Below are 13,769 nucleotides of genomic sequence, written 5' to 3' on the forward strand. Positions count from 1 at the left end.
CCTCCCATGTCCGCCGCCCAGCCTGACCTTTTCGCCGCCGCCCCGGAGCCGCCGCCCCCGGTGCCGCCCGAAGTTCTCGACATGGTTCGCGCGCGGCTGCACCGCCTCCTCGCGCTGGTGCGCGGGGCGGAGACGATGCCCTGGACCGACATGCTCCAGGCCGTGGCCGCCGACAACGCGTTCCGCTCCGGCTACACGATGCTGCCGCCCGAGGAGGGCGAGCCGCTCTGGCGCGAATTCGATGCCGAGCTGGATCGCCTCTACGCCATCGCGAATGAGGGCCAAGTGCTCGACTGAGCGCCTCGGCGCTGGCCTCGCGGCCAGCGCCTTGTCGCGTCACCGCGCCGGTGGCGCAGCCTCCGGCCCAGGGCGCGGCGCGCGCGGTCCCCGCCGCGGCTGCACCTCGTCTCGCGCCAGCGCCCCATCCCCATTGCGGTCCGCAGCGCGGAACATCGCCTCGGCGACGGGCGTCAGCTCGGCCAGGCTCACCTTGCCGTCGCCATTGGCATCGACGAAGCGGAAGCCGCGCGACAGGCCCTCGCGGATGCGGACCTGCATCTCCTCGCTCGGCGCCGGCCGGCCGGCGGCGCGGCGGGTCTGCATGAAGGCGACCAGCTCGTCGATCGTGACGCCGCCATCGCGGTCGGCATCCGCCTCGGCGAAGCGCGCCTGCAGCCAGCTGCGGCCCTCGTCGATCGTGACGCGGCCATCATTGTTGGCGTCGGCGCGGGCGAAGGCCTCGCCGGCGGCGAAGCCGCCCTCGCCGCGCGGACCGCCGTGGCGGTGCTGAGCGACGGCGGCGCCCGCGAGGCCGAGGCCGATGACGCCCGCGAGCAGGCCGATGGTGGCAGTCTTGCGCATTGATCTACCCTGATTGTTGTTCATGGGCGGATCATGGACCAAGGCTGTAACAAACACATTGCGCCGGCGGTGAAAAACGGTAACGGGCGGTGCCGTTCAGACGCGCCCGGGGGTCCCGCCTTCGCCCAGGTCCCACCACATGCCGGCGAACCCCAGCAGCCCCTCGCGCGCCGGCGCGATCAGCAGGTGTTCGTCCGGCCCGTGCTGCTTGCATCCATTGTAGCTGTGCGGCACCCAGACCAGCGGCACGCCCAGATGGTCCACGAAGACATCGCCCGGCAGCCCGCCTGAGGAGTTGGGGATGATCTGCACGCGCTTGCCCAGGCTCTCCGCCAGGCTCGCCTGCGCCCAGCGCACCCAGGGGTGGTCCACATCGGTCCGGCTTGCCGGCATGCGGATGAAGGAGGCCTCGACGGCGACCTCGGGGAAGCCGGCGCCGTCAAGATGGGTGCGGATGGCATCGGTGAACAGGGCGGGATCGGAATCCACCGTGTAGCGGATCTGGCAATGGGCGCGGGCATCGGGGGCGACAGCATTGACCGGGTTTTCCGGCCGGCCGGAGATCATCGACAGCACGATGAGGCTGTTCCAGCCATAGATCTTCTCGGCCGGCGACAGGCCCGGCTCGCCCCAGCCGGGGTCGATCTTCGCCGCGTCGCCGCCACCGCCCAGCGGGCAGCCATCGAGCACGGCGCGCACGGAATTGGGCAGCGAGGGCGGCAGGATGCCGCGCACCAGGACCTTGCCGTTGCGGTCCATCATGGAGGCCAGCGCATGGGCGAGGATGATCGCGGGGTCACGGGTGAGCCCGCCCCAGTGGCCGGAATGAACCCCGCCCTCGCGCAGCTTCACGACCAGGTCGAAATGGAAGGTGCCGCGCGTGCCGACGGCAATGGTGGGCGTGCCGGGGTCCACGCGCGGACCGTCCGAGGCGATCAGAACATCGGCGGCGAGCAGCTCGGCATTCTGCGCGACGAAATCTTTCAGGCCTTTGGAGCCGCGCTCCTCCGCCATCTCCAGCACCAGCTTCACGTTGAAGCCGAGTTCGCCGCCGCGTTCCGCGATCACGGCTTCCAGGGCGGCGAGGTTCAGCGCGTGCTGGCCCTTGTTGTCGGCGGTGCCGCGGCCGTACCAGCGGTCGCCTTCCTCGGTGAGTGTCCAGGGGTCGAGCCCGGCGCGCCATTGCTCGGGCAGTCCGCGCACGGTGTCGCCATGGCCGTAGAGCAGCACGGTCGGCAGCGCCGGGTCCTCGATGCGCGTGGCCGTCAGGATCGGCCCGAAGCCGTCCAGCGGGTTGGCGTGGATCACGGCGGTGAAACCCAGGCGCTCGACCCAGGGCGTGATGGCGTCAGTGAGGTAGCTGTGCAGCGCGTCCTCGGCGCCGGCTTCCTGGCTGGTGGAGGGGAAGGCCACCAGATCCGTGAGCAGGGCTTTGAAGCTGCCATCGTCGAAATGGGCGGCGGCGCGGTCGAGTGCGCCCTGGCGGGTGGCCATGGGGAGGGTCCAGTGCTTGCGACGGGACGGGAGTTTGAGCGCGCCCGGGCGCGCGGTCCAGCCTCAACGGGTACTGGTCGGCGCCGCGATGCCGGAGGTGGTGGCGGTGGTGGTGCCGGAGCCGCCGCTGCCGGTACCGCTGTTGCCGCTGGGCCGGCCACCGAACAGCGTGGTCAGCGCCGCGACCGCCGCTAGGCCCAGCAGGGTGGGTGCGGCCTGCAGCGCGGCGCCGCCAAGACCATCCGCCTCGCCCGAAAACCCCGAAAAACTGCGCCCGAAGGAGAGCGGGCGGGGCGGCGGCACCCAACCGGGCGGGGCGGCGCCGATGCGCGCGCCGGTGGCCGCGGGGTCGGCGATGGCAACCTCGACGGCAGGCTGCGACGGCGCACGGACACCCCGGGGTGCGATCGCGACAACATCGCCGGACGGCACGACCTGCTGGCGGAGCGCCTGTGCTTGCACCGTCCAGGGCAGCAGCACGGCAAGGACGGGGGCGATGATGCGCATGGGTGAAATGAATAGCAGCATTTCACCCTTTGGTCGCAAGAGCTAGGTGAGCATCGCGCGCGATATGATCACCCGCATGATCTCGTTGGTGCCCTCCAGGATGCGGTGCACGCGCAGGTCCCGCACGATCTTCTCCACCCCGTAATCGGCCAGGTATCCATAGCCGCCGAGCAGCTGCAGCGCTTGGTCCGCCACCTGGTGCCCGGTATCGGTGACGAAGCGCTTGGCCATGGCGCAGAACGGCGTCGCATCCGGCGCGCCCGCATCGAGCTTCCCTGCGGCACGCCACAGCAGCGCGCGCGCGGCCTCAAGCTCCGTCCGCATGTCGGCCAGGCGGAACTGCGTGGCCTGGAAATCCGCCACCGGACGCCCGAAGGCGCGCCGCTCCTTCACGTAGTCCAGCGCGATCGCCAGCGCCGCTTCCGCGCCACCGAGCGAGCAGGCCGCGACGTTCACCCGGCCGCCATCGAGGCCCGCCATGGCGAAGCGGAACCCCTGCCCTTCCGCGCCGAGCAGCGCCGAGGCTGGCACCCGCGCGCCTTCGAAGATGAGCTGGCGCGTCGGCTGCGCGTTCCAGCCCATCTTCTTCTCATTCGCCCCAAAACTCAGCCCCGGCGTCTCCTTGGGCACCAGAAATGCGGAGACGCCGCCGGCACCCTCGCCACCGGTGCGCACCATGGTGAGATAGAGGTCCGACACGCCGGCCCCGGAGATGAACTGCTTGGTGCCGTCGAGGATGTAGTCGTCCCCCTCCCGCCGCGCGCGCGTCGACAGTGCGGCCGCATCGCTGCCGGCACCGGGCTCGGTCAGCGCATAGCTGGCGATGTGGTCCATGGTGATGAGCGCAGGCAGCAGGGCCGCGCGCTGCGCGTCATTCCCGAAGCGGTCCACCATCCAGGCGACCATATTGTGGATGGACAGGAACGCCGAGATCGTGGGACAGCCGGTCGCCAGCGCCTCGAACACCACAGCGGCATCGAGGCGCGTGAGACCGGCGCCGCCGGACGCCTCCCGCACATACAGCGCGGCCATGCCCAGGGCCGCCGCCTGCCGCATCTCGGCCACCGGGAAGTGCCGCGCCGCGTCCCAGGCGATGGCGCTGGGTACCAGCACGTCGCGGGCGAAATCGCGGGCGACGGCCTGCAGGGCAAGCGTTTCCTCGGGCAGTTCGAAACCGTGCATGGCTGGTCTCCCTCACGCGTCCTGGCGCTGGCCGTTCGGCTTTGCGTGTCCCTGGCGGCTGCTCCATCCTAGCCGCAATCCGACGCCACAGGAGAGTCGCATGCCCCGCGCCCTTCGCCACGCCCGCGGCTTCTGCCTCGTCCTGCTGCTGCTCGCCGCGTCGGCCGCGCCGCGTCCGGCGGCGGCGCAGACCGGCGAGGCCGAATTCGCCGAACTCGCCTCGGTGATCTTCGGCATGGTCTGCCTGTTCCTCCCGGCGGAAGACCAGAGTGACGGCGCAAGGGTGCTGGGCCTTACCCCCGTGCTCGATCCCGCGCTGGTCGCGCGGATAATGCCCGGCGGCCCGGCCCGCGCCTGGAGCCTGCTCCATACCGGCCGCGTTCTGCTGATCGCCCGGCGCGAGGATGCCGCCTGCCTGATGGACCTGGTGGGCGTCGAGGAAAGCGGCCTGTTCGACGCCATTGACCGCATGCTCCGGCGGCTGCACCGCGCGGTCTACCAGGTGTTCGAGGAGACGGTGCCGCGCGGCCTGCCCCCGCCCAGCCTGCGCGCTCGCTACCGGCTAACGACGCAGGACAACGCCGCCTTCATCGTCGAATTCAGGGTGGAACAGTCCCCCGGCGTCGGCCGGCGTGTCCTGGTGGTGCTGCGGGCGGAGTGAGGCGGCATCGCCGGGCTGGCGCGCCGCGCGGAAACGCGCCACGCTCCGTAAAAATATAAGGGGGAACCGATCATGCCGTCACGCCGCAATCTCCTTGGTGCTTTCGCCGGCGTCGCCTTCTGCTCCTGCGGGTTGCTCGACGCCGCCCATGGCCAGACCGGCACGACGCCGCGCGAGGCGGTGGCCGTGGGCGGCCGCCGGGTGAAGACCATCGACGTGCACGCGCATTGCGTCTTCGCCGAGGCCGCGGCCCAGCTCGGCGCCGAGGCGGCGCCCCCCAATTCCCCCGTGCGCGGCAATGACGAGACGGTCATCACCCTCGCCCAGCGCTTCGCCGCCATGGATGCCCAGCGCGTCGACATGGAAGTGCTCTCGGTCAACCCCTACTGGTACAACAAGCCGCGCGACCTGGCCGCCGGCATCGTGCGCATTAACAACGAGAAGATGGCGGAGCTCTGCGCCGCCCATCCGGACCGCTTCGCCGGATTCTGCTCGCTGACCCTGCAGGACCCGGCACTCGCCGTGCAGGAACTGGAGACGGCGTTTCGCCGCCAGGGGCTCAAGGGCGCCGCCATCGCCGCCAATGTGGATGGCGTGGAGTTCTCCGACCCGCGCTTCGCCCCCGTCTGGGCCAAGGCGGAGGAGCTGGGCGCGGTGCTGTTCATCCACCCGATGGGCACACCCGAATTGAACCGCCGCTTCGCCGGCAATGGCTGGCTGGGCAACACCATCGGCAACCCGCTCGACACCACCATCGCTCTGTCGCACCTGATCTTCGAAGGCACGCTCGACCGGCACCCGGGGCTGAAGATCATCGCGGCCCATGGCGGCGGCTTCCTGCCGAGCTACGCGGACCGGTCCGACCACGCCTGCATGGTGAATCCCTCCGGGTGCAACGCGGCGATCACGCTGCGCAAGCGTCCCTCCGAGTACCTGAACCAGATCTGGTTCGACAGCCTGGTGTTTTCGCCCGAAGCGATCCGGCATCTGGCGGCGCAGGTGGGGGCAGCGCAGATCGTGCTCGGGAGCGATTATCCGTTCCCGTGGCAGATGCGACCGGTGGATCATGTGCTGGCGTGTGAATCGCTGACGCCGGAGCAGATGGTGGCGGTGCTGGGGGGGACAGCGGCGCGGTTGCTGAATATCCCGGTCTGAACCAGCAAGCGGCGGGGGAGAGAATTCCCCTGCACCCCCTTCTCCTAATTTTTGGCTTTCTGGTTGCGCGGCTGAGGCAACGCTAAACCTTGCCCGTCCCAGCAACACCCCCCACCATCCCCGCATGACCCCCCTCGCACTCACCATGGGCGAACCCGCCGGCATCGGCTTCGAGATCGCGGGCGCCGCCTGGTCCACGCTGCGCGAGGGAACGACGCCCTTCTTCCTCATCGGTGACATCAGCGGCATCCGCGGCGTCCCGGTCGAGGAAATCACCGCACCCGAACAGGCCGCCGCCGCCTTCGCCGAGGCGCTGCCCATCTTGCATCGCCCCCTACCCACCCAGGTTACCCCCGGCCACCCCAGCCAGGCGCATGCGCCCGCCATCATCGCATCCATTGAAGAAGCGGTGATGCTCGCCAAGGCCGGACGCGCGGGCGCCGTCGTCACCAATCCCATCCAGAAGGCGTCGCTCTACGCGGCCGGCTTCCGCCATCCCGGCCATACGGAGTTCCTCGGCGAGATCGCCGGCACCGGCGTGCCGGCCGTGATGATGCTCGCCTCACCCATGCTGCGCGTCGTGCCGATCACGGTGCACGAACCCCTCGCCCAGGCCATCGCGCGCCTCACGCCCGAGCTCATCATCACCCATGCCCGCATCGCGCACGCCGCGCTGATCCGCGACTTCGGCATCGCAAGACCGCGCCTGGCCATCGCCGGCCTCAATCCGCACGCGGGTGAAGCCGGCACGCTTGGCCGCGAGGAGATCGACATCGTCGCCCCCGCGGTCGCGGCGCTGCGCGCCGAGGGCATCGACGCGCGCGGCCCGATGCCGCCCGACACGATGTTCACTGCGAAAGCCCGACCTGGCTACGACGCCGCGATCTGCCTCTATCACGACCAGGCGCTGATCCCGATCAAGGCGCTGGACATGGATGGCGGCGTGAACGTCACCCTCGGCCTGTCCATCGTGCGCACCAGCCCGGACCACGGCACCGCGCTCGATATCGCAGGGACCGGCCGCGCGGACGCCTCCTCCCTCATCGCCGCCATCCGGCTCGCCGCCGAGATCGCGCAAAGGCGCAACGCATGAACCCCCTCGCCCTCTCGGTGAACATCGACCATGTGGCAACGCTGCGGAATGCCCGCGGCGGCTCTCACCCCTGCCCGGTCAAGGCGGCGAAGCTCGCGATGCAGGCGGGTGCCGACGGCATCACCATCCACCTGCGTGAAGACCGCCGCCACATCCGCGACAATGACCTCGCGCGCGTTGCCGCCGAGGTCGATGGCCGCCTCAACTTCGAAATGGCCGCGACCGAGGAGATGATTGCCCTCGCGCTCAAGCTGCGGCCGCCGGCCTGCTGCATCGTCCCCGAAAAGCGCGCGGAGCTCACGACTGAAGGCGGGCTCGACATCCTCGCCGCCGGCGCGCCCTTGCGCGAAGCGGTCGCGCGCCTGGCCGGGGCGGGCATCGAAGTCGCGATCTTCATCGAGGCCGATGCCGGGCAGATCGAGGCGGCGCGCGCCATCGGCGCCCAGGCCATCGAGCTGCACACCGGCGCCTATGCCGACGACCCCACGCCGGCCCATCTGGCGCGGCTTGCGGAGGGTGCGCGCGTCGCGGCAACCGCCGGCCTCATCGTCCATGCGGGTCACGGGCTGAGCTACGACACGCTGCCGCCGGTTGCCGCCTTCCCCGAGATCTCCGAGGTCAGCATCGGCCACTTCCTGATCGGGCAGAGCATTTTCGAAGGCCTGCCCAACGTGATCGCGCGCTTCAAATCCATCATCAAGCAGGCGCGCGCCGGATAGCGCTGCCCCTGCGGCATCCGGCCGCGCGGAACGAATGGCTTGAACCGCGCTCCGCCATCGTTACGGTGCCCGCATGCAACGTGCAGCGCCTCGAGCATTCCTGATCGCGCTGGCACTGGTTTCGGGCGGGGCAGCGGCGCAGCCGGTTGATCCCTGGTCCATCTGCCGCCCGGCGATCGAGCAGGCTTCGAACGAGGCCGGGATCCCGGCAGGCATGATGGCGGCGATCGCACGCGTGGAAAGCGGCCGCCGCGAGCCGCTCTCAGGGCGCGTCGAACCCTGGCCCTGGGCGATCAATGCCGGCGGCGAGGGGCGCTATGCCAACAGTCAGGCGGAGGCCATCATCCTGGTGCAGGAATACGCCGCGCGCGGTGTGCGCTCCGTCGATGTCGGCTGCATGCAGATCAACCTGATGCACCACCCTCTGGCCTTCGCAAGCCTGGCGGAGGCATTCGATCCGCTCGCCAATGCCCGCTACGCGGCGCGCTTCCTGCGCCAGCTGCAGGCGCAGGTGGGCTGGGACGCGGCAATCGGTCGCTACCACTCGGCCACGGCAGAGCGGGCGCAGCCCTATCGGGAACGGGTGCTCGCCGCCATGGCGGGCCGGCCGATCCCCGCGGGGGGCGGGGCGGCGCCGGTGCGGGATTGGTACACGGTGATGCTCTCGCCGGCCGCTGCGCTCGTGCGCGTCGAGGGTCCGACGCCGCGCCGGCGATCTCCATCCAACGCGCCCGCCGATCTGCGCGTGGTTGGTCCGTCGCCCGTACTACCGGCGACTTTGCCAACACGTCCCGGCCTGCCGGTGATCATCGTGATGGGGCGGCGCCGCTAGGGCGACCGATTTCGCTGCAATGCAGCAATTATTCCGGCGTGGCTGGGTAGTGTCGAGCCGTATTGACGTCACCGATCCGTGCAAGAGGTGAACAAGCGCAACTCGATTGGATCGGATGACAAACGTTACTACTGTGGTATCTGCAGAGTATCGATAGATGTTGATGTCATTATTACTCAACAGGAAACCACTTACTTTTAAGATGGATGGCACAGCTCCAGTACCCTGCTACCGTTTCCCATCAGCTCGCGCATCCGAGGTTGCAATGCGGTCGACGCCAGAAGGTTGAAAATCCGCTTCCGCTGAGGCAAACTCACCGAATGAAGATTATCTAAATTTTATGGCAAGTATGAGCGTTCTCCTCACACTTTCAAGTTGTAATTTTACCAGCGGCGAAGCCGCATGCAATTTTCTGCTTGTGTATATCTTTAACTGACGTCAAGTTCCGCCAGCGAGATCAATTTGGACTGGCCTCGCAATGAGAGCCGTATCGTCGGCTGTCTTGATGTCTGCGCGAGGGGGAGTTCTCTTGTTTTTCCTTCAACCGACATTGGCCGGTCTAGGGATACAGTCGTCGTATCGGTCTGTTTGCTTGCCGTTGTGACGAACATGATGCCGGTCCTTACGCATGATGCCATCCCTTTACCCTTGGTGATGCATGATGCTCACTCTTCTTCCGCTGATCATGCCGCTTGCTTTGGTGCTGCTGATCATAGCGGCGTTACACGATATTGTGGTTCGATTGATACCCAACTGGCTATCCGTAGCAATTTTGTGTCTGGGCTTGGTCTTGAGGATCGGTGCAGGGGACTGGGCCTGGTCGCTTTTTGCGGCGGTGATGGTGTTCGCCCTCTGCGTGATGGCCTGGCGTTTCGCCCTGCTCGGCGGCGGCGACGTCAAGCTTCTCGCCGCCGTGACAACGCTCGTGCCAGCCTGGGATGTGGCCGCCCTGATCGCCGCCATCGCTCTGGCGGGCGGCGCTCTTGCGCTTCTCTTCATCTTGCTGCGCCGCATCGTGCCGGCGCCCTCGCGGGTGACAGGCCAACCGCGCCGGGGCTTGGCGCGCATCTGGCGCATGGAAGCAAGGCGCATCCGTCGCGGCGGACCGCTGCCCTACGCCGTTGCGATCGCTGCGGGAACTCTATGGGTGACATGGGGCGCCGGAATGCTGCCCTGAAAAAAATCACCTTATGGTTGATCACAGGATTGTGTATTTACGGACGCAATGATAGCGATGGACGCCGAATTAACGAAGTGGCAACGATCTGCCATCAAATTGATGCCGGACCGCTGCGTTCGTTTTCAGAGGTCAAACGGTTCCACGTGAGCCGAGACAGGCTGGGTGCGCTCTCCCCGGAACGCGCCTGGATCGCCCGCCCGCCCCTGTGGGTGGTCAGGATTCCGGGGGTAACGCCGCCGCGTGCGGCATCGTAAGGATTGTAACCATGTACGTGATCAAGACCCTCCGCGCCGTCATCAAGGACCGCAAGGCCATCACCGCTCTCGAATACGGCCTGCTGGCCTCGCTGATCGTTGTCGGCATCATCACCGGCATCTCGCTGATCGGCAACAAGCTGAAGAACACCTTCAACACGATCGCCAGCTCTCTCTAAGGGGCCGACGATGCTGCGGCGCTGCTGCGCCGCGGCATAACGCTTTCGCTGCGCATGGCGTGAATGTCCAAGTCCGCTCGGACGTTCTGCCATGCGCGGCGGAGTTTTTTCTCCTCACCCATCAGCCGCGAAGCCGCCGGACCGGCATTAGAAAGGATTTCGGCGCGCCGATTCTGAGACGGAGAAGACCATGTCGACGTTCAACGTCATCGTCGCTTCCCTCAAGGACAAAAGGGGCATTACCGCGCTCGAGTACAGCCTTCTGGCCTCACTGATCGTGGTCGGCATCATCGCGGGCATCACGCTGGTCGGGAACAAGCTTGCCAACAGCTTCAACCTGGTCGCCAGCTCGCTTTGATCATTGGGTGGCTTGCTTACCGGCGCTGCCACGAAAGCATGGGTGCCGATTGTGAGACTAGGTGAGCAACGACCCGGCCGAACGCTTTTTGCCAAGGTTCTGCTTGGTAAAGAACAATATTTCTAAAAGCCCGATCAAGCTGCTCTGCGTAAAATTTTGATGGATAGCAAAGGTGGCTTCAACAAGCCGTTTGCATCGCTGCCTTAAGTGACATTTTTTATACAATCTAAAGTTTTTGATTATTGTTTCTTAGAATTAGCAAGGGGTTTCTACTCATTGGATCGGATAAATCGGTCTGGTGGCTTTATCTTAAAGGTTTGGTGCGGAGTTTTTTCTACTCTCCGTACCGATGATACAGACTAGTGCCAGATGCTCCTGGCATTCGTTCTTTTTTTGCTCTAAAGTACCAAAGTTCGTCTCGTTTTGACGGTCGCTTTTGGTGGTCTTTGCAGGAATGCCGGACGCAAGATTCGTCGCGAATGCGCGGATGGCGCGGGGTTCCGGCGAACGCCTCGGCTTCGATGCCTGCCTGGTACGCCGCTGGATAGGCAGGCCCGCGTAATGCTCCAAGCGGCCAGGATCAGGGTGGCTACATGCTCCGCGCTCTATTGATGATTGTGATGCTGGTCGGTTTCGTCGGCATCGGCGCCGTGGCCTGGATCAGCCTCCAGCCGGAGGCCGTTCCAGAGCCTCAGGTCGCGGCCGCTCCCACGCCACCGCCGCCGGCACCGCCCCAGCGGGTGTTGGTCCTCGTCGCGTCGCGCACGCTGCGCGCCGGCTCGCTGCTCCGCCCCGAAGACCTGATGGGCGTCAGCATGCTCGCGACCAACGTCCCGAGCGATGCACGCCTCGAAACCCGCGAAAACCGGTCCGGAATCCAGGGCGCGCTGCTGCGCCGCTCGCTGCGCGAGGGCGACATCATCCTCGACCAGGACGTGGTGCTGCCCGGTGACCGCGGCTATCTGGCCGCCTCGCTCTCGCCCAACATGCGCGCCATGCCGATCGCGGTGGACCAGGTAAGCGGCGCGGCCGGCCTGATCTGGCCGGGTGACCGGGTCGATGTGATGCTGACGCAGCAACTCCCGCGCGAGGAAGCCGCTCTGCTCGCACGGCGCACCTCCGGCGAGGTCGTGGCTCAGGATGCGCGCGTGATCGCGGTCGACCAGAACCTGGTGCAGGGCGCCATCGGCGACGCCGCCGAAGGCTTCCGCGCGGCGCGCGTCGTCACGCTCGAGGTTTCGGTACCGCAGGCCGAGCGGCTTTCGGTGGCCCGTCGGCTCGGTTTGCTTTCCCTCATCCTGCGTCCGGCCCAGGATGCGTCCGAGGATGTTGCGCAGAGCGAGTCGAGCGTGGTCTGGGGCGGCGATGCCTCCTCGGCGCTGCGCCAGACGCAAACGATACCCGGACCTGCCTCCGTCCTTCACATATTCATGGGCGTCCGCCCACGTGAGGAGACGCGCTTCTGATGATCATGTTCGTGAGCCGCTGGGCGCGCCACGCCGCGTCTGTTCCCGCCCTGGCGCTCACCTTGTCCCTGGCGGGCACCGCGCATGGGCAGATGGTCAGCCCGGTGCCGGTCAACGCCCAGCCGGTGGTCGACGCGCGCTCGCTGGTCCAGCGCGCCGGCCAGCCAGTCGCACTCAATGCCGGGATCGGGCGGGTGGTGCAGCTGCCGCGCGCGGCGACCAGCGTCTTCGCCGCCGACCCCGCGGTCGCCGAGGTCCGCGCCGCGAGCCCGACGACGTTGTTCATCCTCGGCACCGGTCCGGGCCGCACCACGGTCGCCGCGCTCGATTCCGCCGGCGTGCCGATCGCGCAGTTCGAAGTGACCGTGCGGCCCTCCGCCTATGGCGCGGGCGAAGCGGCGGCCGCGATCGCGCGCGCCCTGCCCGGCCGTCGCGTGCGCGTCGAGCAGCGTGGCGACGGGCTGGCGCTGTACGGCGAGGTCGCCAATGCAAACGAGGCCGAGCAGGCGGTGCGTATCGCCCGTGGCTACGTCGGCTCGTCCGGCACCACCCCGCCCGGCGGCGCGGCGGCGACCAACACCGCGATCTCGCCCACCGGCGGCGTCGAGAACCGCCTCACGATCCTCGGCCAGACGCAGGTGACGCTGCGGGTGCGCATCGCCGAGGTGTCGCGCCAAGTGACGCGGCAACTCGGGATCGACTGGACCAATGTCGGCACCATCGGCCGACTGGCCATCGGCGCCACCACGGCGACCGGCTTCGGCTCCACCACCGCCAATCTCATTCGCGGCACCTTCGCAGGCAATGGCTTCAACCTCGACGCGCTGATCAGCGCGCTCGCCGAGGACCAGCTGGCGCGGGTCCTGGCTGAGCCGACGCTCACTGCGATGAGCGGCGAATCCGCCTCCTTCCTGGTCGGCGGCGAATTCCCCATTCCGGTTGCCGGCGGCGGCACCACCAACAATACGGTGACGGTGACCTATCGCAGCTACGGCATTTCGCTCGCCTTCGTGCCGACCGTGCTGAGCCAGGGGCGCATCCTGTTGCGGGTGCGCCCGGAGGTCAGCGAGATCAGCGATGTCGGCTCCTTCACCATCAGCAATGGCTCCACTTCGACCAGCACGACGGTCCCGGGCCTGACCATCCGCCGCGCCGAGACGACGGTCGAGGTCGGTTCCGGCCAGAGCTTCGCGATCGCCGGGCTGCTTTCGGACACCTCCCGCCGGTCCAGCCGCGCGCTGCCCTGGCTTGGCGAGATCCCGATCCTGGGCGCGCTGCTCCGCTCCGACCGCTACCAGCGGAACGAGACCGAGCTCGTGATCATCATCACGCCGTACCTGGTGCGCCCGGTCAGCGATCCCAACGCCCTGAGGGAGCCGACCGCCTCGGCGCCGATCCCGGACGACGTCGATCGCTATCTGCTGTTGCGGCAGGTGGCGCGCACGCGCGGCCGGCCACCGAACATGCCTGGGGAAGCGGGGTTCAGCCTGCCATGACCGAGTCGTTTCAAGCGAAAAGCCGGCGAAGCGGCGCGATCCTCGGGGTCGCGCTTCTCGCATTGTCGGGCTGTGGGCTCGATCCTTACACGCGCGACGGCAACTGGCGCCCGAGCGGCGCGAACGAGGCCAATCTGCGCCTGATGGTGGCCGATCCGCGCGACTACCAGCAGGGTGTCGCCGAGCGCGGCTCGGATGCCCAGCTTGCCACCGATGCGCTGTCACGCTTCCGCAGTGCGCGAAGCTCGACGACAGGCGCGCGGGAAACCGCCTTGCCGGCCGTCTCCTCCGCCGGCGGTGTCGGTGGAGGGACAAACTGATGTCCCCCCCCG

16 protein-coding genes are annotated in these 13,769 nt (G+C 67.7%); 12 read left to right on the forward strand and 4 right to left on the reverse strand.

Annotated elements, in window-relative coordinates; all coding sequences use genetic code 11:
* Positions 1-6: 6 nt before the first annotated feature.
* Positions 7-297, forward strand: coding sequence for a hypothetical protein (locus GXW79_RS02450; protein WP_211872639.1), 291 nt, complete (start codon positions 7-9; stop codon positions 295-297).
* Positions 298-336: 39 nt separating this feature from the next.
* Here GXW79_RS02450 and GXW79_RS02455 read toward each other — a convergent pair whose 3' ends face one another.
* From GXW79_RS02455 to GXW79_RS02470, 4 genes are all read right to left on the reverse strand, one after another.
* On the reverse strand, positions 337-861 hold the full coding sequence (locus tag GXW79_RS02455; protein WP_211872640.1) for an EF-hand domain-containing protein: 525 nt from the start codon (positions 859-861) through the stop codon (positions 337-339).
* Positions 862-957: 96 nt separating this feature from the next.
* A complete protein-coding gene (locus GXW79_RS02460) occupies positions 958-2,355 on the reverse strand; it encodes a M20 family metallopeptidase (RefSeq protein WP_211872641.1) in 1,398 nt (465 codons plus the stop codon).
* Between the two features lie 63 nt (positions 2,356-2,418).
* A complete protein-coding gene (locus GXW79_RS02465; RefSeq protein WP_211872642.1) occupies positions 2,419-2,862 on the reverse strand; it encodes a hypothetical protein in 444 nt (147 codons plus the stop codon).
* 42 nt (positions 2,863-2,904) lie between these two features.
* On the reverse strand, positions 2,905-4,044 hold the full coding sequence (locus GXW79_RS02470) for an acyl-CoA dehydrogenase family protein (RefSeq protein WP_211872643.1): 1,140 nt from the start codon (positions 4,042-4,044) through the stop codon (positions 2,905-2,907).
* A 100-nt stretch (positions 4,045-4,144) separates the two neighbouring features.
* Between GXW79_RS02470 and GXW79_RS02475 the strand changes: the two genes are divergently transcribed.
* The 11 genes from GXW79_RS02475 to GXW79_RS02525 all read left to right on the forward strand — a co-directional run bounded on the left by GXW79_RS02475 (position 4,145) and on the right by GXW79_RS02525 (position 13,757).
* Entirely contained in the window at positions 4,145-4,705 is a 561-nt protein-coding gene (locus GXW79_RS02475; RefSeq protein WP_211872644.1) for a hypothetical protein, read from the forward strand.
* 72 nt (positions 4,706-4,777) lie between these two features.
* Positions 4,778-5,860: an amidohydrolase family protein gene (locus GXW79_RS02480; RefSeq protein ID WP_211872645.1), complete on the forward strand. Its 1,083-nt coding sequence runs from the start codon at positions 4,778-4,780 to the stop codon at positions 5,858-5,860.
* 124 nt (positions 5,861-5,984) lie between these two features.
* Positions 5,985-6,953 (forward strand): 4-hydroxythreonine-4-phosphate dehydrogenase PdxA, encoded by a 969-nt coding sequence (gene pdxA, locus GXW79_RS02485; protein WP_211872646.1) that lies wholly within the window; start codon positions 5,985-5,987, stop codon positions 6,951-6,953.
* A complete protein-coding gene (locus tag GXW79_RS02490; protein ID WP_211872647.1) occupies positions 6,950-7,672 on the forward strand; it encodes a pyridoxine 5'-phosphate synthase in 723 nt (240 codons plus the stop codon). The genes pdxA and GXW79_RS02490 overlap by 4 nt, the downstream gene beginning before the upstream one ends.
* A 73-nt stretch (positions 7,673-7,745) precedes the next feature.
* Entirely contained in the window at positions 7,746-8,504 is a 759-nt protein-coding gene (locus GXW79_RS02495; RefSeq protein WP_211872648.1) for a lytic transglycosylase domain-containing protein, read from the forward strand.
* A gap of 658 nt (positions 8,505-9,162) precedes the next feature.
* Positions 9,163-9,681: an A24 family peptidase gene (locus tag GXW79_RS02500; RefSeq protein ID WP_211872649.1), complete on the forward strand. Its 519-nt coding sequence runs from the start codon at positions 9,163-9,165 to the stop codon at positions 9,679-9,681.
* 268 nt (positions 9,682-9,949) lie between these two features.
* A complete protein-coding gene (locus tag GXW79_RS02505; protein WP_211872650.1) occupies positions 9,950-10,117 on the forward strand; it encodes a Flp family type IVb pilin in 168 nt (55 codons plus the stop codon).
* A 190-nt stretch (positions 10,118-10,307) separates the two neighbouring features.
* Positions 10,308-10,475 (forward strand): Flp family type IVb pilin, encoded by a 168-nt coding sequence (locus tag GXW79_RS02510; RefSeq protein WP_211872651.1) that lies wholly within the window; start codon positions 10,308-10,310, stop codon positions 10,473-10,475.
* Positions 10,476-11,095: 620 nt separating this feature from the next.
* A complete protein-coding gene (gene cpaB, locus GXW79_RS02515) occupies positions 11,096-11,941 on the forward strand; it encodes a Flp pilus assembly protein CpaB (RefSeq protein WP_211872652.1) in 846 nt (281 codons plus the stop codon).
* On the forward strand, positions 11,941-13,437 hold the full coding sequence (locus tag GXW79_RS02520) for a type II and III secretion system protein family protein (protein WP_211872653.1): 1,497 nt from the start codon (positions 11,941-11,943) through the stop codon (positions 13,435-13,437). The genes cpaB and GXW79_RS02520 overlap by 1 nt, the downstream gene beginning before the upstream one ends.
* Complete coding sequence (locus tag GXW79_RS02525) at positions 13,434-13,757, forward strand: hypothetical protein (RefSeq protein ID WP_211872654.1); 324 nt, start codon at positions 13,434-13,436, stop codon at positions 13,755-13,757. Before GXW79_RS02520 ends, GXW79_RS02525 begins: the two co-directional genes overlap by 4 nt.
* Positions 13,758-13,769: the final 12 nt, after the last annotated feature.

This window comes from Plastoroseomonas arctica, from assembly GCF_018128965.1.
Classification (GTDB): domain Bacteria; phylum Pseudomonadota; class Alphaproteobacteria; order Acetobacterales; family Acetobacteraceae; genus Plastoroseomonas; species Plastoroseomonas arctica.